The sequence below is a fragment of the Desulfotignum phosphitoxidans DSM 13687 genome, from assembly GCF_000350545.1.
GTDB classification, from domain to species: Bacteria; Desulfobacterota; Desulfobacteria; order Desulfobacterales; family Desulfobacteraceae; genus Desulfotignum; species Desulfotignum phosphitoxidans.
Genome location: NZ_APJX01000001.1, coordinates 192,826 through 210,145, shown reverse-complemented (window position 1 = coordinate 210,145; position 17,320 = coordinate 192,826). Strand labels below are relative to the sequence as shown.

14 protein-coding genes are annotated in these 17,320 nt (G+C 51.1%); 5 read left to right on the top strand and 9 right to left on the bottom strand.

Going from position 1 to position 17,320, the window contains the following annotated elements:
- Nucleotides 1-35: 35 nt before the first annotated feature.
- The 5 genes from DPO_RS00925 to DPO_RS00905 form a co-directional block, all read right to left on the bottom strand.
- Nucleotides 36-2,945 (bottom strand): Eco57I restriction-modification methylase domain-containing protein, encoded by a 2,910-nt coding sequence (locus DPO_RS00925; protein ID WP_006963695.1) that lies wholly within the window; start codon nucleotides 2,943-2,945, stop codon nucleotides 36-38.
- A 180-nt stretch (nucleotides 2,946-3,125) separates the two neighbouring features.
- Entirely contained in the window at nucleotides 3,126-3,527 is a 402-nt protein-coding gene (locus tag DPO_RS00920; protein ID WP_040011384.1) for a hypothetical protein, read from the bottom strand.
- A 366-nt stretch (nucleotides 3,528-3,893) separates the two neighbouring features.
- Complete coding sequence (locus DPO_RS00915) at nucleotides 3,894-4,118, bottom strand: hypothetical protein (RefSeq protein ID WP_006963694.1); 225 nt, start codon at nucleotides 4,116-4,118, stop codon at nucleotides 3,894-3,896.
- 59 nt (nucleotides 4,119-4,177) lie between these two features.
- Nucleotides 4,178-4,753: a flavodoxin family protein gene (locus DPO_RS00910; protein WP_006963693.1), complete on the bottom strand. Its 576-nt coding sequence runs from the start codon at nucleotides 4,751-4,753 to the stop codon at nucleotides 4,178-4,180.
- A gap of 54 nt (nucleotides 4,754-4,807) precedes the next feature.
- On the bottom strand, nucleotides 4,808-5,143 hold the full coding sequence (locus DPO_RS00905) for a type II toxin-antitoxin system HicB family antitoxin (protein WP_006963692.1): 336 nt from the start codon (nucleotides 5,141-5,143) through the stop codon (nucleotides 4,808-4,810).
- A 287-nt stretch (nucleotides 5,144-5,430) separates the two neighbouring features.
- Here DPO_RS00905 and DPO_RS00900 point away from each other — a divergent pair, with 287 nt between their 5' ends.
- The 5 genes from DPO_RS00900 to DPO_RS00880 all read left to right on the top strand — a co-directional run bounded on the left by DPO_RS00900 (nucleotide 5,431) and on the right by DPO_RS00880 (nucleotide 12,753).
- A complete protein-coding gene (locus DPO_RS00900) occupies nucleotides 5,431-6,498 on the top strand; it encodes an AI-2E family transporter (protein WP_006963691.1) in 1,068 nt (355 codons plus the stop codon).
- Between the two features lie 15 nt (nucleotides 6,499-6,513).
- Nucleotides 6,514-8,511 carry an excinuclease ABC subunit UvrB gene (gene uvrB, locus DPO_RS00895; protein WP_006963690.1) on the top strand — a complete coding sequence of 666 codons (1,998 nt, stop codon included), beginning with the start codon at nucleotides 6,514-6,516 and terminating at the stop codon, nucleotides 8,509-8,511.
- Nucleotides 8,512-8,527: 16 nt separating this feature from the next.
- Entirely contained in the window at nucleotides 8,528-10,354 is a 1,827-nt protein-coding gene (uvrC, locus tag DPO_RS00890) for an excinuclease ABC subunit UvrC (protein WP_006963689.1), read from the top strand.
- 82 nt (nucleotides 10,355-10,436) lie between these two features.
- Nucleotides 10,437-11,897 (top strand): 30S ribosomal protein S1, encoded by a 1,461-nt coding sequence (locus DPO_RS00885; RefSeq protein ID WP_006963688.1) that lies wholly within the window; start codon nucleotides 10,437-10,439, stop codon nucleotides 11,895-11,897.
- A gap of 4 nt (nucleotides 11,898-11,901) precedes the next feature.
- The gene (locus tag DPO_RS00880) at nucleotides 11,902-12,753 is read left to right on the top strand and encodes an HAD family hydrolase (RefSeq protein ID WP_006963687.1); all 852 of its coding nucleotides are present in this window, start codon (nucleotides 11,902-11,904) and stop codon (nucleotides 12,751-12,753) included.
- Between the two features lie 13 nt (nucleotides 12,754-12,766).
- Here DPO_RS00880 and DPO_RS00875 read toward each other — a convergent pair whose 3' ends face one another.
- The 4 genes from DPO_RS00875 to DPO_RS00860 are packed head-to-tail and all read right to left on the bottom strand — an operon-like array spanning nucleotide 12,767 to nucleotide 17,229.
- The gene (locus DPO_RS00875) at nucleotides 12,767-13,501 is read right to left on the bottom strand and encodes a pyridoxine 5'-phosphate synthase (RefSeq protein WP_006963686.1); all 735 of its coding nucleotides are present in this window, start codon (nucleotides 13,499-13,501) and stop codon (nucleotides 12,767-12,769) included.
- 45 nt (nucleotides 13,502-13,546) lie between these two features.
- On the bottom strand, nucleotides 13,547-13,969 hold the full coding sequence (ybeY, locus tag DPO_RS00870; protein ID WP_006963685.1) for an rRNA maturation RNase YbeY: 423 nt from the start codon (nucleotides 13,967-13,969) through the stop codon (nucleotides 13,547-13,549).
- Complete coding sequence (locus DPO_RS00865; protein ID WP_040011382.1) at nucleotides 13,908-16,304, bottom strand: HD family phosphohydrolase; 2,397 nt, start codon at nucleotides 16,302-16,304, stop codon at nucleotides 13,908-13,910. Before DPO_RS00865 ends, ybeY begins: the two co-directional genes overlap by 62 nt.
- Nucleotides 16,285-17,229 (bottom strand): PhoH family protein, encoded by a 945-nt coding sequence (locus DPO_RS00860; protein WP_006963683.1) that lies wholly within the window; start codon nucleotides 17,227-17,229, stop codon nucleotides 16,285-16,287. Before DPO_RS00860 ends, DPO_RS00865 begins: the two co-directional genes overlap by 20 nt.
- Nucleotides 17,230-17,320 lie beyond the last annotated feature (91 nt).

Genomic DNA, 17,320 nt, shown 5'->3' with positions numbered 1-17,320 from the left:
CCTGTGAATTTTTTCGTCCGCTGTTTTTTTGAATTTTAAGTTTCTGATTCTATAATTTGGATTTCATCATCTGTTAACTCATACAATTTATAAACGAGTTGATCGATTTGTCTGTCTGTGGACTCAATTTGCCTCTTCAACATCTCAGTCGTCTGGGGCATTTTGGATTCAATCAGATTTTGGTTTAATCCAATTATCTGATCCACCAGCCCAACAATACGGTCATGACGGGCAACGTCAACCGGATCATCAAATTTAATAAAGCGGATGGGGAGTTTTTTGAGGTTTGTCCCCAAGACTTTAGCAAAAACCTTATTTTTATTCATCGACAAGCCATCATGCAGATATCCAATGAGCCTTGAATTCAACAACCCAAGAAAATAAAATATAGATTCATGGGTCTGAGAGTTTGCTTGTAAACTGTATGATAAAGAATCGATATAATAGCCTTCGGAATCAAAACAAGCGATAATCTTATCAGCGGTCTTACGAATTAAAATTTTTGGGGAGATGAAAATTTTGGGGTTCCTCAACGCAAAATCGACCTTTTTTTGAGCTGTCATACCTGATTTTGATTTTATATCTGATAGTTTTATTCTGTTCTTCAAATCTGGATCATAATTCACCCAAGTCCCGGACCACCTCAAACTATATTTTTGAATATCGCGCCCCAGAATCAATTTTTTATACTTTTCATTTTCTTTCTTTTCTGAAAATAGAAGATGCCTTACATTGCCTGGATTTAGTCCGTTAGAAACACTCAAGAACTCACTTAAATGTTTTACAGGCGCGTTGATGAATAAACTTGATCGATAAAACAAAGAGTCAGCGTTTTCTGAAAGCTCTTTCTGTATATTTTTGAATTGTTCGATTGTTTCAAACTTTGGAAATATGTTCTTAACACGATAATAAACAAGTTGATTCTTTTCAGGATTGGGTGCTTTTTGGCTAAAAAACAATAAAGAATCGCCAACTTCGGCATTTTGGAAAACTTTATCTTTGATCTCTACTATTTGCGGCACTACATACCTTGATAAAATCTTAGCTCTTATTTCACTAAAGTATGTATTAAAAACCAAAGACTTAGGAATAATATAACCAAGTATTGCTCCCTGCTTCCCTAAAAGCCTTAACCCTTTATCGATAAACAAAATGTATGTATTGGTCTTATATGCGGTCAATTCGAAATTTTTAATGTAATATGATTGTTCATTTAATTTATCGGAGCCAATAATGATATATGGCGGATTGCCGATCACGGCGTCAAATCCACCATCGGACATTATATCGGAAAACTCGGTGGGCCAGTTAAAGGCGTTGACCCGGAACAGTTCCTCTTCATCAAACAGGCTCATTTGCTGGGAGTCGTAAAAGTCTGGTCCAATCAGTGAGTTGCCGCATTTGATATTGTTCGAAAGGTCCGGCAGCACCCGTTCTTGAAACATAAGCATCTGCTTGCCGATGCTTTGTTCAGCCTCCCCTTCCAGCACCTTGAGCAGGAGGGACAGCTTTGTCACTTCCACCGCCTGATGATCGATGTCCACGCCGTATATGTTGTTCAATAGAATCCGTTTGCGCTCGTCAGTGGTCAATCGCCATTCCCCTTTCCTGGATTGGTAGATGCGGGGTGTTTTGCCTTTTGACCACTTTTCCGGACCGTCATTGATGTATTCATCCCGGTGCCAGTCCAGCAAAAACTGATATGCACCGATCAAAAACGAACCTGAACCACAGGCCGGGTCCAGAATCTTCAAATTGCTTACACCGCCTCTGGGACCGGGTCTCTTGCCCTCCACCAATTTGCCTACCGTGTTTTTGACGATATAGTCCACAATGTAGGCGGGCGTGTAATAAACACCGCCCGCTTTGCGGACTTCCGGCTTTTCTTCGATTTTGGCCTGATGACCGGGGGTGAGGCGGATGACCTTGCCTAAAAAGCGTTCATACACTTGGCCGAGGATATCAGCCGATAGAACGGAAAATTCGTAGGGGCTTTCCGGGTAATACAGATTCTTGAAAATTTCTTTCAGGGGTTTGTCGTCTATTTGCAGCAAAGGTGTCAGGTTGTCACAATTCTCACGCCCTTTCTCTTTTTTGAAATGAAACAGCCCGGAATTGTATTTCTCATCCGCTTTTTTGAAAAGGTGGAACAGGCGTTCATAGACATTCTCACCATTGCGCAGAGCCATCAATCCACCGTAATCCTCCATTCCCCGATCCTCGCAGATGCGGAGAAACACGATCCGGTCGATGGTCTGCTGAACGGCAAAGTTCAATTCCCTCTGGGAAAGATTCGGATTGCGCAGGGCGATATTCCGGGCCAGGAGTTCCCGCCAGGATTCGATTTCATGGAGAAAAGCGGTATCAACCTCGGTGGTGCCTTTTTTCTTTTTATTGGATTCCACATATTTGTCAAAAGAGCCCTTCAGGATGGCATCTCTGGAAAAAATACCGGCAAGTTCTTCCCACCGGTTCTCATAATCCGTGAATTTGAGGTATAAAATACGGGAGTGGGAAACCTTGTCGGTCTTCGACGGCTTCACCCGGCAGTCGTAAACGGCAAGTTCTTCGAAATCCGTTAAAATGCTCAGGGGCAGCTTGGCGCTCCACCCATAGCGGCGTAACTGGTAGGCCGGATGGATGTCTCTCTGTATATTGACCGACGGTTTTTTTGCTTCCAGAAAAAATTTGCGGGTGCCGCCGACACGGAAGCAGTAATCCGGTGCCTTGGTAACGCCGCCGACTTTAATGGCGTCTTCATGGATAACATCCTTATAAGCCTCCGCATACCCCTGTCTGTTGGTTACATCCCATCCCAGTTCTTCGAAAAAAGGGTCTATGAATTCACGGCGCACCTGGGTTTCATTGTAGTTGCCTTTTTTGTACGATTCCAAATTATTTTCAAACGTTTCGATCAATTCTTTGATTCGGCCAGGTACGCTCATATTCAATTTCCTGATTTTATAGGTGAATAGCGATAAAATTATTGGGTGCAATGGGATGAAAGGTTTTGCAACCAGCACTGGAAATTCCAAAATTGTCAGGGGCTAAAGGCCCTCGTGTCTTGCAATCCATGTGCAACACTTTATTCGCCATGGTTTTCCATTTCTTGGAATCATAGATAGCTATTTCAGCTGTCTAAACAGCCACCATTGATCTTTCTTCTCTGATGCGTTTTTGTTTTGAGGTCCGTCAGTTTCAATGGTTGCTTTTTTAAATGATTCATCAGCAATCATTATTCGATTTTTAAATGTTTGAACCTGTTCTGAAGGAGTATGCTGTAAAACCAAATAGAGTTCTGTCCTTTTGGATAGATCAAAATCATATTCTTCATAATCAGGATCTGCAACGATGAATTCGACAGACACCTCCCAGGCAGTCACAAAAATATCTATACCATCCTTTGTTACAGTTTCAATAATCTCATCAGGGTAGTTATGTAAAATAAGAAATTCTATCAATTTATCTGCCCTGTTATGACCTGATAGATATTTCTTTAATCTGACTTTATTTCTATATTTGGGCATGTAATTCAATTCTTGGAATTAAAAATTGCTGGCTACAACAAAATATCTTGAACTCTGAATCTTAGATCTTTTGAAGGTATCCGATCCAATAATCAAAAATTCATTCCATTTTTTCGTATCAGTAATCCCCGATTATGTAAAGAAATATTGCCTGCCCCGCTTTTTCCATCAATGATGAAGAGATCTGCTTTGATTTATCGTTGCCGGGTCTGGTTATCGTGTCTACGAGCTTGTACCCGCCGTAATGCAGGACTTCTTTGACCGCCAGGAAGGGACGGACCTTCTGCTTTCCGGAAAAATGAAATTGAATGGCCAGGAGGTGAGTGCTATGTTGGGTTTGTCTGCGTCGGCCCGGTCCAGGATGATTTATGCGGCAGTTGTTAAGTAATTCTTTACAACTGAATTTTCATCCAATTCTTTTTCCTTCAGTATGTTGGATATATGTATGCTGATATTTGGCATGGAGGTGTCAAAAAGTTCGGCCAGCTGGCTCTGGTTCATCCAGACCATGCTATCTTTGGCATAGAGCGATACCGCCGCTTTCCCGTCCACGGTGTTGTAAATAATGATGTCCTGCCGGTCTTCAGCCATTTTAACTCCTCAAATAGGGCCTTTTTCAATGCCGGTTTTAACAGGAGAATGCGGGGAAATCACGGGATGAGTTTTTTCCCCAACCGCTCCGCTTTTGCCATCAAGGATGAAGAGATCTCATTTGTTTTTTTGGTCCCGGGTTTGGTGATCGTGCCCACAAGTTTGTACCCGCCGTAATGCAGGACTTCTTTGACCGCCCGGATTGCGCCGCGACTTTCCGGGAAAATGAAGTTGAACGGCCAGGGGGTGGTGCAGGCGGTCACGATAACGGCACGTTTGCCTTTCTGCCTGGGTTCCGGCATTCCCTTGGGGCTTTCCCCCATGAACACCGGCACGTTGCGGTCAAAAAGAAGTTTGAGCGGCGCGCACATGTTGCCCCAGTGGGTCGGAGTGCCGATGACCAGGGCATCTGCCTGTTGAATTTTTTGGCCCACCCGGTGGGCGTCATCTTCCGGCAGGACGCAGGTTCCTTTGTCCCGGCAGGCCATGCAGGCGGTGCAGAATTTCATGTCAAGTTTGCACACATCGATCCATTCGGTTTCATGTTTGTTGGTGATCGGCTCAGCCACCGCTTTGAGGAGTGTGGCCACGGTGCCGTTTTTCCGGGGACTCCCGTTGAGAATTAATATTTTCATTGTCAGTGTCTTCTTTCAGCAATATCGGCTTTCCCGCTGACTCGTTTTTGATTTTTATGAATGAATTGCATCCCCGAGCAGGTCTTTTACGCATTGATTGAGGCTCTTTCCCTCTGCTGCCGCCCTTGCTGCGATCTGTGCATGCAGTTCTGGGGACACCCGCAAATTGAATTTGCCGGAATATTCTTTCAGCGGTGGAATTCCCTCCTCTTCGCACATTTCAAGAAAAACTTTCAGAGAGGCTTTTCCCTCTTTTTTGAGAGCTTCAATGGTGGTTGCGTAAAAGTCAGCGCCCCCATTGAGTCCTATAAACTCTCCCCGAAATTTGTCTAAAATCGGATCATAATGAATGATCGCTTTATAACCGTTTATCGTCATCAGGTTCATCATGGTGTCACCCCATTTCTTTCCAGCCATTTTCGAATACTTGACACAGCTCCTTTGTCGGTGTCCGGCAGCGGACTTTGTTTTCATAGTATATATAGTACCGCTTTTTGGTACTATGTCAATACGCTTTTATGGGATTCTGATATACAATGTCATTATGGATTGCATGGTTCTCTTTTTTGTTTGTGCCTGGGCCGGCTATAGCGAAATTCTCTGTAGGAAAAATGATGGAAAAAAAAATGAAAACAGGATAGACTGCAAAGATTGATTTTAAACGGTTGAGGCAAAGAATGGGTGTAATTAAGGACTGGGTTCGACGGTATTTTTCAGACCCTCAGGTGGTGATTCTGGCGGTGTTTCTGGTGGTGGGGCTGGCCACGGTGCTGCTGGCCGGAGAGCACCTGGTGCCGGTGATCGCCAGCCTGATCATCGCGTATCTGCTGGAGGGGTTGATCCAGCCGCTGCAGCGGGTGGGGACGCCCCGGATGCTGGCGGTGGGGATTGTGTTTCTGGTGTTTTTTCTGGTGCTGCTGGCCCTGCTGTTCTGGCTGCTGCCGGTTCTCACCCGCCAGGCCACCCAGCTGCTCCAGGAGGTGCCGGACATGCTCAGTGCATCCCAGACCCTGATTCTGTCCCTGCCTGAAAAATATCCCAATATTTTCAGCGAGGTGGAGATCGAAAAAATTCTGGATCAGATCCGGCGGGAGGCGGGGCTTTTCACTGACAAGATGCTGCGCCAGACCCTGTCGTCGGTGGTGGGGGTCATCACCCTGGTGGTGTATATCGTGCTGATGCCGCTGCTGGTGTTTTTCTTTCTCAAGGACAAGGACAAACTCATGGGATGGATCCGGCGGCACCTGCCCCGGGAGCGGGGCCTGGCCAGCCGGGTGTGGCAGGGCGTGGATGTGCAGCTGGGCAATTTCATCCGGGGCAAGTTCTGGGAAATTCTGATCGTGTGGGGCGCGTCTTACCTGACATTTATTTTCATGGGACTCAGCTTTTCCCTGCTTCTGGCGTTTCTGGTGGGGATTTCCGTGCTGGTGCCCTATATCGGGGCCGCGGTCATGACCTTTCCCGTGGCCCTGGTGGCGTACTTCCAGTTCGGGTGGACCGGGGACCTGGCCTGGATCATCCTGGCCTATCTGGTGATCCAGATGCTGGACGGCAATGTGCTGGTGCCGCTGCTGTTTTCCGAGGTGGTGAACCTGCATCCCATCGCCATTATCGTGGCGGTGCTTTTTTTCGGCGGGATCTGGGGGGTCTGGGGGGTGTTCTTTGCCATTCCTTTGGCCATTCTGCTCCAGGGGGTCCTCAGCGCCTGGCCCAGGCGGCCGGACGAAGAAACGCCCGTGCAGTGAAAGGCCTGTAAATCCATGAGTCTGTTTCATCTGAAATCATCGTTTTCTCCCACCGGGGATCAGCCCAAGGCCATTGAATATCTGACACAAGGGGTAAAGACCAACGAACCGCACCAGGTGCTGTTAGGGGTGACCGGGTCCGGCAAGACATTCACCATGGCCAATATCATTGCCCAAGTGGAAAAACCCAGCCTGATCATCGCGCCCAACAAAACCCTGGCAGCCCAGCTGTACAATGAATTCAAGCTGCTGTTTCCGGACAACTGCGTGGAATATTTTGTGTCCTATTACGATTATTACCAGCCCGAGGCCTATGTGCCTTCCAGCGACACCTATATTCAAAAAGATTCCTCCATCAACGACATCATCGACAAGATGCGCCATTCCGCCACCCGGTCGGTGCTGGCCCGGCGGGATGTCATTGTGGTGGCGTCGGTGTCCTGCATTTACGGGCTGGGAGCGCCGGAAGACTATCTGGATCTGCGTATCACCCTGGCCCGGGATATGGAGATCTCCAGAGACACGCTGATCCGGAAACTGGTGGAGATCCAGTACACAAGAAATGATACCGATTTTCACCGGGGCGTGTTCCGGGTCCGGGGAGACCGGGTGGAAGTTTTTCCGGCATATGAGGAAGACCGGGCCGTTCGCATCGATTTTTTCGGGGACGTGATCGAGGAGATCTGTGAGATCGATCCCCTCAAAGGAGAGGTGCTTCACACCTTTGACCAGACCGCCATCTATCCGGCTTCCCATTATGTGACCAAAAGCCAGACCCGGAAACGGGCGGTGGAAGCGATTTTTGCGGAACTGGAAGAGCGGCTGGCCCAGCTTCGGGCCGATAACCGGCTGGTGGAGGCCCAGCGTCTGGAAGAGCGGACCCGGTATGACATGGAAATGCTCAACGAGATCGGATACTGCACCGGCATCGAGAACTATTCCCGGCATCTCACCGGACGGAATCCCGGAGAACCGCCCCCCACTTTGCTGGATTATATGCCCGATGATTTTCTGCTGTTTTTTGATGAAAGCCATATTTCCGTGTCCCAGCTGGCAGGCATGTACAAGGCGGACCGGTCCCGGAAACTGACTCTGGTGGAATACGGGTTCCGCCTGCCTTCGGCCGTGGACAACCGGCCCCTGGCTTTTCATGAGTTCTCGGCCCGCACCTCCCGGATCATTTATGTGTCAGCCACGCCTGCGGACTATGAGCTGGAAAAGGCCGGCATCCGGGTGGCGGAACAGATTGTCCGGCCCACCGGGCTTCTGGATCCGAAAGTCCAGGTAAGAGATGCCACAACCCAGGTGGATGACCTGTACCAGGAAATCATCAAACGGGTGGAAGCGGATGAACGGGTCCTGGTGACCACCCTGACCAAGCGCATGGCCGAAGATTTGACCGAATATTATGCGGATCTGGGCATCAAGGTCAAATACCTGCACTCGGACATCGTAACCATGGAACGTATCGAGATCATTCAGGATCTGCGCCGGGGGGTGTTTGACGTGCTCATCGGCATCAATCTGCTCAGGGAAGGCCTGGATATTCCCGAGGTGTCTCTGGTGGCGATCCTGGATGCGGACAAGGAGGGCTTTCTGCGCTCGTTCCGGTCCTTTATCCAGATTTTCGGCCGGGCCGCCCGGAACGTGTACGGCCGGGTGATCATGTATGCGCAAAAAGAAACCAAGTCCATGAAAAAAGCCCTGGCCGAGACCCGGCGCCGCCGGAAAATCCAGCAAGCATATAATGAGGCCCATCATATCGTGCCGGCCACCATTCAAAAACAACTCAACGTGTTTAAATACCCGGCATCGGATACGGCGGGTTCCGGGCAGGAAACACCTTCGGTGCACGAAGATATTCAAGCTTATGACGGGGATGACATCAATCTGGACGATCTGATCCGGGATCTGGAATACAAGATGAAAAAAGCCGCGGAAAACCTGGAGTTTGAACAGGCGGCGGTGTTTCGGGACAAGATCCGGCAGCTCACGGACATGGTGCCGTTTTAACGGCGGATAACCGGTGATGCGCGCTGATCTGACACAAAAATACCATCAGGCCCCCCATGCCCCCGGGGTGTATCTGATGAAAGACGCCCGGAAAAAAATCATTTATGTGGGAAAAGCCAAGGACCTGAAAAAACGCCTGGGATCCTATTTTGCCCGGCAGGACCACCCGGACGGCAAGACCTCGGCTCTGCTGGCCATGGTCCGGGATTTCGATGTGATCATCACGGCATCGGATCACGAGGCTTTTATTCTGGAATCCAATTTGATCAAGGAATACCGGCCCCGGTATAATGTGCTGCTCAAAGACGGCAAAAATTACCCGCTGCTGCGCATTGACATGAACGAGCCGTTTCCCGCAATCCAGCGGGTGCGGCGGATCCAGAACGATGCGGCCCTGTATTTCGGGCCCTATTCCTCGTCCCGGAGTGTGAACCAGACCCTGGGCCAGATTCAGAAAATTTTCAAACTCCGGAAATGCCGGAACACCCAGTTCAAAAACCGGTCCCGGCCCTGCCTGAACTATCAGATCAACGCCTGTCTGGGACCCTGCTGCCAGAAAGTGGATGAACAGGAATACAAACAGCATGTCAAAGATGCGGTGCTGTTTCTCAAGGGCCGGTCCGGTCAGGTAATCCAGAAACTCAAAGCCCAGATGCAGGCCCATGCCCAGGCCCTGGAATTTGAAAAAGCGGCCCAGAAGCGGGATGCTGTGACCGCCATGACCCATATTCTGGAAAAACAGGTGGTGGTTGCCGCAGATCTCAAAGACAGGGATGTCCTGGCCCTGGCCGTTGAAAAGGAGATGGCCGTCATCACCATGATGATCGTCCGGTCCGGCCGGCTCATCGACACCGTGCATTACCCGGTGGACCCGGGATTCAAGGAATCCCATGAAATTCTGCGGGCCTTTTTATGGCAGTATTATGATGTGACCCGGTTTCTGCCCGATGCCGTGCTTTTGGACAGAGAAATCGAAAACATGGATGTGCTGGCATCCAGGTTGTCTGAGCAGAAGCATCGAAAAGTGACCGTGCATGTGCCTGTGATAGGGGAGAAGCGGCGGCTGGTGGAAATGGCTGATGTCAATGCCGCCCGGGAGCTGGAAAAACTGCGGATCAAGACGGAAGCGGCCCAGTCTGCCGTGACCCAGGTCCAGGTGCTGCTGAAAATGGACCGGATGCCGGACCGCATCGAATGTTTTGACAATTCCCACCTGGCCGGTCAAGACCCGGTGTCGTCCATGGTGGTGTTCACCCGGGGCCGGCCGGACAAGGATGCGTATCGCCGGTATATTCTCCGGGATATGGACCGGCCCGATGATTATGCCGGCATGACCCAGGTGTTGACCCGGCGGTTTTCAAAAACGGAAAAAGAGATGGATTTCCCGGATCTGCTGGTGGTGGACGGGGGCAAAGGCCAGCTGGGCATGGCCGTGGCCGTGCTCAAAGAGCTGAACCTGGCGGGCCGGTTTGCCGTGGCAGGTCTGGCCAAAAAAGATGAGGCCAAAGGCGAGGACATGGACAAAATCTATGTGCCGGGCCGGTCCAATCCATTGAACACGGCCTCGTTCAAGCAGGGCCTGTTCCTGCTTCAGCAGGTGCGGGACGAGGCCCACCGGTTTGCTGTCACGTTTCAGCGCAAGCGCCGGAAAAAACGGGGCAGTCTGTCGGTGTTCGATGCCATCCCCGGTGTGGGACCCAAAAGAAAAAAAATGCTGCTGCAGCGGTTTAAAGGTCTGGAAAACCTTAAAGCCGCAACTGTGGATGAATTGACATCATTGCCCGGCATTACCGAAAAACTGGCGGAACAGATTCTGGCGAAGGTCAAAGCGGAAGGATCATAATTGTTTTTTTGCTTTACACCCGTGCGTGTAAAGTATAGTTAGTCAGGCAGATGTTTATAAACCGCCTGTTTGGAGAAGATGCATGACGGAAAAATTTGATGACACCCCGGATCAGGATGACGGGGAAATGAGCTTTGAGGAACTTTTCGAATCCTATAATGACAATCTGGGCCAAGAGCTGGCCCCCGGGGATATGGTGGAAGGTAAAATCATATCCGTGGGCCGGACCCATGTGTATATCGATACCGGCACCAAAAGCGACGGGGTGGTGGAAAAGCAGGAACTGCTGGATGAAAAAGGTGAGTTTCCTTTTCAGGCCGGAGATGTGTTGACCCTGTATGTGGTGTCTTTGAGTGAGAGTGAGATCATCCTTTCCAAGGCCATTTCCGGGGCCGGCAAAGTAGCCCTTCTGGAAGACGCGGTGCAGAACCGGACCCCGGTGGAAGGCAAGGTGACCGAGGTGATCAAAGGGGGATTCTCCGTGGATATTCTGGGGAAACGCGCCTTTTGTCCGGTGAGCCAGATGGATGTCAATTATGTGGAAACCCCGGAAGATTTCGTGGGCCAGACCCTGCGGTTTCTGGTCACCCGGTATGAGGAGAACGGACGTAACATTGTCATCTCCCGAAGAAGTCTGCTCAACGAAGAGATCAAGGCGGCCCGGCAGGCGTTCTTTGCAGATGTGTCCGAAGGGGATACGCTTCAGGGCAAGGTGATCCGGCTCATGCCTTTTGGCGCGTTTATCGAGCTGGCCCCGGGCGTGGAAGGCATGGCCCATATTTCCGAACTGAGCTGGTCCCGGGTGGAAAAACCGGATGAAGTGGTGAAACCGGGAGATACCGTGCTGGTGAAGCTGTTGAGCATCACACCCCAGGACGGCCAGGATCTGCCCAAAATTTCTCTGTCCCTGAAACAGACCGCCACCGACCCCTGGGAAAGCGTGGATGCCGCGTTCAAACCCGGAGACCAGGTGAGCGGCAAAGTGATGCGAATCACCAATTTCGGGGCGTTTGTGGAGATTGCCCCGGGGGTGGACGGTCTGGTGCATATCAGTGAGATGAGTCACACCCGGCGTGTGACCCGGCCCGAAGAGGTGGTGGAAAAAGGGCAGGACGTCCAGGTGGTGATCAAGTCCATTGACATGGACGCCAAACGGGTGTCTTTGAGTATCAAGGATGCCCTGGGAGATCCCTGGACCGGGATCAGTGTCCGGTATAAACCCGGTGATATCATGGACGGCCGGCTGGAAAAAAGGGAAACCTTCGGTCTGTTCATCGGGCTGGAACCCGGGGTCACCGGCCTGATGCCGGTATCGGTCCTTCGTAATGCCGCAGATGCCAAATCGTATGATGCGCTCAAACCCGGGGATGCGGTTCAGGTCCTGGTGCAGCAGGTGGATGAGGAAAACCGGCGCATCTCCCTGGCACCGCCGGACCAGAAAGATATCGAAGACTGGAAACAGTTTGCCGGCAATAAAAAAGACAAGCCTTTGGGCACCATGGAACGTGTTCTTATGGAAGCTTTGAACAAAAAGAAAAAATAGGATTGTGACGGACCGGCACCTGTTTGTCACCGACCTTGACGGGACCTTGTTGACTGATGACAAGACCGTCTCGCACCGGGACCTGGATACCCTGGCCCGGTTGAGGGCCAAAGGCGTAGTGGTGGTTGCGGCCACGGGCCGGAGCCTGTATTCTTTTCAACGGGCCCTGGCGCACATCGGCATGGATACGGATTCATGGCCTCTGGATTTTCTGATCTTTTCCACAGGCGCGGGCGTGCTGAAGTTTAAAAAAAATGAAATTATCCGGGACCTGCCCATTTCCCGGTCGGATGTGATGCACATCACCGCCCGTTTTGAACAGATGCAGCTGGATTATATGGTCCACAACGCCATCCCGGACACCCACTATTTCACGTTCCGGTCCCATGGCCGGGACAATCCGGATTTTTTTCAGCGGATTGTTCTGTATCAATCCTTTGCCAGCCCTTTGACCGCGGACACCCCGGTATTTGAAACCGCCACCCAGGTCCTGGCGGTGATGCCCCCGAAAGTGTCTCTGGCACAGGTGGCGGAAATACAGGCCTCATTGTCCGGTTACAGTGTGGTGCATGCCACATCTCCTCTGGATCATCAGTCCGCATGGATCGAAGTGTTTCATCCCCGGGTTTCCAAAAGCCATGCCGCCGCCTGGCTGGCCCGGCAGTTGGATATCCCGCAGTCCCGGGTGGTGGCGGTGGGCAATGATTACAATGATCTGGATCTGATGGACTGGGCCGGGCAGAAATTCTGGGTGGCCAATGCCCCGGCGGAGTTTGATACCGGGGTCCGGATGCCGGTGTCCAACAACGACCATGGCGTGACCCGGGCCGCAGTCCTGTCCGGACTGCTGGATTGAGGGACCTGCAATATTACATAGGGGCCTGTCCCAGATCCTGGATCAGCTTTTTCATATCCCGCACGGCCCGGTCCATACCGGTGAGCACGGCCCGGGATACAATGCTGTGCCCAATGGAAAACTCCCGGATTTCATGAAGCCCGGCAAAGGCTTTGATGGTGTTGTAACAGATGCCGTGACCGGCATTGACTCCGAGCTTGAGCTTGGTCCCGATCTTGGCCGCGTCCACGATGCGGTCGAATTCCCGCCGGGCTTCAGCCCGGGTGTCTGCATCACAAAATGCCCCGGTGTGAATTTCGATCATGTCCGCGTCGATTTTGTGGGCGATTTTGATCTGATCCAGGTCCGGATCAATGAAGATACACACCTGGATCCCGGCATTTTTCAGGGTGGATACCGCATCCTGGATATGATCCTGATGGCTGATCAGGTCCAGCCCTCCTTCCGTGGTCAGCTCTTCTCTTTTTTCCGGCACCAGAGTGACGGTGTCGGGCATGATGTCCAGGGCGATTCCCAGCATTTCACTGGTGGCGGCCATTTCCAGGATAAGTCTGGACTGGACGATCTGCCGGAGCAGGCGGACGTCCCGTTCCTGGATATGTCGGCGGTCTTCTCTCAAATGGACCACAATGGCGTCCGCACCTGCGGTTTCCGCAGCAACCGCCGCAGCGACCGGATCCGGATAGTCAATGCCCCGGGCCTGGCGCAGGGTGGCCACATGATCAACATTTACAGCCAGTTCTGCCATTTTATCGTTCCTTTCCTGGTTTTCACAATGCCGCCGGATCTTTGGTTAAAATGCCGCCAGATCCGGGTTGGATTCAACCAGTCTTAACAGTTCATAACTTTTTGTTTCCATGACGTCCGCGTCCGCCTCACTAGTTTCATGATCAAATCCCACCAGATGCAGGATGCCGTGGATCAGCAGCTGGGACATTCTTTCGTCCAGGGTGATGCCGGTTTCCTGTGCTTCTCTGGCCGCGGTCTGGGCTGAGATGACCACATCCCCCAGCAGTCCGGGGGTGATGTCTGAAAATTCCCCTTCCTGCATGGGAAAGGACAGCACATTGGTGGGACGGTCAATGCCCCGGAAACTGTGGTTGAGTTCTTTGATCTGTAGGTCATCCATAATCACGATGGAGATTTCATGATGGTTACAGCCCAAGGCGTTTAAGATCTGTTCGGTCTTTTTGCGAAGCCCCGGGGTGGACACCATTGGTTTTTGCCGGTTCTCGATCAGTATCTGAAGTGCTGTCATTTTTTTCTTTTTTCTTTTCCTGGGGTTTGTCTGTATATTCAATACGGCTGTGATAAATACTGGTCAGGATATTGTTGAAGCTTTTGGCGATCTGGTGCAGGTCCTTGAGGGTGAGCTCACATTCTTCCAGCTGGCCGTCGGCAAAAATATCGTTGATCAGTTCCTTGACCCGTCCCCGGATTCTGGCGGCTGTCGGCCGGTCCAGGGCCCGCACTGCCGCTTCCACCACATCCGCCAGCATGACAATACCGGTCTCCCGGGTCTGGGGTTTGGGGCCGGGATACCGGAAATTTTCCTCGTTGATTTTGTCTTTTCCGCTTTTTAACGCCTTGTTGTAAAAAAATTTGATCAGCGAGGTGCCGTGATGCTGGGTGATGCCTTCGATAATTTCATTGCCCAGTTTATGGGTTTTGGCCAGCTCTACCCCTTTTTTGACATGCTGGATGAGAATGAGCGCAGACATGGAGGGCGAGAGTTTGTCGTGCCGGTTTTTGCCGTCTGCCTGGTTTTCAATGAAATACATGATCTTGTCCAGCTTTCCGATGTCATGGTAATAGGCCATGACCTTGGCCTTGAGGCTGTTGGCATGAATGGCGGACGCAGCCGCTTCCGCCAGGGTGGCCACGATCACACTGTGGTTGTAAGTGCCCGGGGCCTCGATCATCAGTTTTTTGATCAAAGGCTGATCCAGATTGGCCAGTTCCAGGAGCTTGGCTTCCGTGGTGTAGTCAAAAATGATCTCAATCAATGGACAGAACCCGATGGTCAGCACAGCGGAAAAAATTCCACCGCAGAACGCGATGATTACTTCTCTTGCCAGGATCACCGGATCGGGCTGGGTCAGGGAATAAAACCCCAGGGCGATTGCCAGAAATGAATTGAAAATTGCCAGTTTGACGCCGGTCATGATGAAGTTTTTACGGGTCTGCCGGGCCTGGGCCCAGAACGCGGCCATACTGCAGCTTAACAGAAAAAAGATGAATGCTTCGAAGCTGCCGCCAAAAGACATACTCGCCAGAACGGACAGCACCAGGGAAAAATAAATGGCAATACTGAATCCCAGAAACAGGCAGCAGATCATGGCGGCGGCCGGCAGGGGGATGGCCATGAAAAAAGAAGCGGACATCAGGTCCCATGCCTGATTCGGATCTGCGGACTGAACCAGATAGGAGGACAGTTTGACCGCGCCCAGATACAGGACAAGGCCCAGGGCCAGGAAAATCATGTGTTTGTTATGGTCGTTTTCCAGGGCGGCATGATGTCTGAAAAATAGAAGGTATGACACCAGCAGCAGGGTGAACGTGATCAGCGCAACCCCGGTGGCGGACACATAAACCGTTTTGACAACGGTCTGTTCCAGCAGGGCATTGAGCTTGATAAGCCGGGTCTTGTCGATCCGTTCGCCCTCCCGGACAATCATTTCTCCGGCTTTGATCTGGTACATGACCGGATTGATGGTAGCCTGGGCCGCCAGGATCCGGGCCTGGGTCTCGTTTTTGTTCATGAAAATGTTGGGTTGGAGCAGTCGCTGGCAGATATCCACAATCAGATTGGTCAGGGTGTAATTAACTTTTTTGAGCAGCGGTTCGCCCTCGATTCTGACCATGGCCTTGGCCTGGTCCGGTCCGTAGAACACCTTGAGGTTGTTGACCACCTGTTCTTCGTTGGATTTGATGTTTCTCAGGACAATGCCCTTGTGTTCTTGTTCCAGCAGCAGTTCTTTGTTCGCCACCACCCCGTTGGAAAGCACCTTTCCCATAATGGTCTGAATTTTTTGGGTGATATCCGGATCGAACCGGTGTTTGTGCAGGATGGAATACGCGCCTTCACTGATCATGATGCCCAGTTTTTCCTCGAACAAGGGCTTGGTTTCCAGGACCATGACAAAAGTGGGGTCCGGGGTGTCTTTGGCTGATGTTTCACCCTCATCGTTTCGGGCCGATTCCGGTTCAAACAAGGATCGGCCGATAGTCATGGCATCTTTGACATTGGCCTGAATCCGGGGCAGCAGATCCGCGTCTAAATCGTACACGATTCGAACCGCATTCCGGGCCTGGCCGCGTCGTTCCTCAGATACTTCCCGGTCTTCCACCAAAATGTCCCGGGGCGCTTTGATATCCCGCTGGGCCACATCTCCTATCTCATAAGCATCGGTGATCTGCTGCTGTTCCGGTGTCTGGGAAAAAGTGAACAACAGCGTAATGCCCAGCAACATGGCCCACAACAGGTAGGGGGTGGACAAAATAAATTGTCTGACCGAATCCAGCCAGGTATTAATTTTTGTTTTTTTCATAGGCATCGATAATATCGGAAACCAGCTGGTGCCGGACCACATCATCCCTGGAAAAATGAATGAATTCGATTCCTTTGATGTGGGAGAGAATCTTCCTGACTTCCACCAGACCGGATTTTTTGCCGCCGGGCAAATCGATCTGGGTGATGTCTCCGGTCACTATGGCCTTGGAACCGTATCCGATTCGGGTTAAAAACATTTTCATCTGCTGAGAGGTCGTGTTCTGGGCCTCGTCTAAAATGATAAATGCATTGTTCAGGGTTCTGCCCCGCATGAATGCAATGGGGGCGATTTCAATGATTTCCTGTTCAATATACGTCCGGGCTTTTTCAAATTCAAGCATGTCATACAAAGCGTCATATAAAGGCCGCAGATAGGGATTGATTTTTTCGGCCAGATCACCGGGCAGAAACCCCAGTGCTTCACCGGCCTCTACAGCCGGACGGGTGAGGATGATTTTTCGGACATCCCCTCTGGCAAAGGCTGCCACAGCCATGGCCATGGCCAGATAGGTTTTTCCGGTCCCGGCCGGGCCGATGGCAAACAGGATATCTTTGGTTTCAATGGCTTTGACATATTTGAGCTGGTTCAAACTTCTAGGGCGAATCGGTTTGTTCCTTGCCGTGGTGAAAACCGTGTGCATAAACAGGGTTTCCAGCCGGGCATCCGGATCTTTTTTGATCAGGGCGATGGCGGCATCCAGATCCCCGGGCTCCACTGGGATTTTTTCCTTGAACAGCAGATACAGCTGGTTCAGCAGAGACCAGACCTGACTCACTTCCGGATCCGGTCCGGAAAGGGTGACGGAGCCGCCTCTTGAATGGATGGTGATCTTGAACCGTTTGGCAATTTTTTCCAGGTGGGTATTGTGGAATCCAAACAATTGCCGGGCGATGGATATGTTGTCAAACTCAAGGATTGTCATGGGCGCTAGAGTGCATTTAATTTGAAAAAAGGTCAATAAAAATCTTGACGGCAAACCAGCGGAGTTGCTATTTGTTGAATCCTCATAAGAA

Excerpts from the sequence above, each read along its gene's own strand:
- ybeY (WP_006963685.1), bottom strand. The coding sequence starts at position 13,969 with ATGGTGTCCACCCCGGGGCTTCGCAAAAAGACCGAACAGATCTTAAAC.
- DPO_RS00920 (WP_040011384.1), bottom strand. The coding sequence starts at position 3,527 with ATGCCCAAATATAGAAATAAAGTCAGATTAAAGAAATATCTATCAGGT.
- DPO_RS00910 (WP_006963693.1), bottom strand. The coding sequence starts at position 4,753 with ATGAAAATATTAATTCTCAACGGGAGTCCCCGGAAAAACGGCACCGTG.
- DPO_RS00925 (WP_006963695.1), bottom strand. The coding sequence starts at position 2,945 with ATGAGCGTACCTGGCCGAATCAAAGAATTGATCGAAACGTTTGAAAAT.
- DPO_RS00915 (WP_006963694.1), bottom strand. The coding sequence starts at position 4,118 with ATGGCTGAAGACCGGCAGGACATCATTATTTACAACACCGTGGACGGG.
- uvrC (WP_006963689.1), top strand. The coding sequence starts at position 8,528 with ATGCGCGCTGATCTGACACAAAAATACCATCAGGCCCCCCATGCCCCC.
- DPO_RS00860 (WP_006963683.1), bottom strand. The coding sequence starts at position 17,229 with ATGACAATCCTTGAGTTTGACAACATATCCATCGCCCGGCAATTGTTT.
- DPO_RS00865 (WP_040011382.1), bottom strand. The coding sequence starts at position 16,304 with ATGAAAAAAACAAAAATTAATACCTGGCTGGATTCGGTCAGACAATTT.
- DPO_RS00885 (WP_006963688.1), top strand. The coding sequence starts at position 10,437 with ATGACGGAAAAATTTGATGACACCCCGGATCAGGATGACGGGGAAATG.
- uvrB (WP_006963690.1), top strand. The coding sequence starts at position 6,514 with ATGAGTCTGTTTCATCTGAAATCATCGTTTTCTCCCACCGGGGATCAG.
- DPO_RS00905 (WP_006963692.1), bottom strand. The coding sequence starts at position 5,143 with ATGATGAACCTGATGACGATAAACGGTTATAAAGCGATCATTCATTAT.
- DPO_RS00900 (WP_006963691.1), top strand. The coding sequence starts at position 5,431 with ATGGGTGTAATTAAGGACTGGGTTCGACGGTATTTTTCAGACCCTCAG.
- DPO_RS00875 (WP_006963686.1), bottom strand. The coding sequence starts at position 13,501 with ATGGCAGAACTGGCTGTAAATGTTGATCATGTGGCCACCCTGCGCCAG.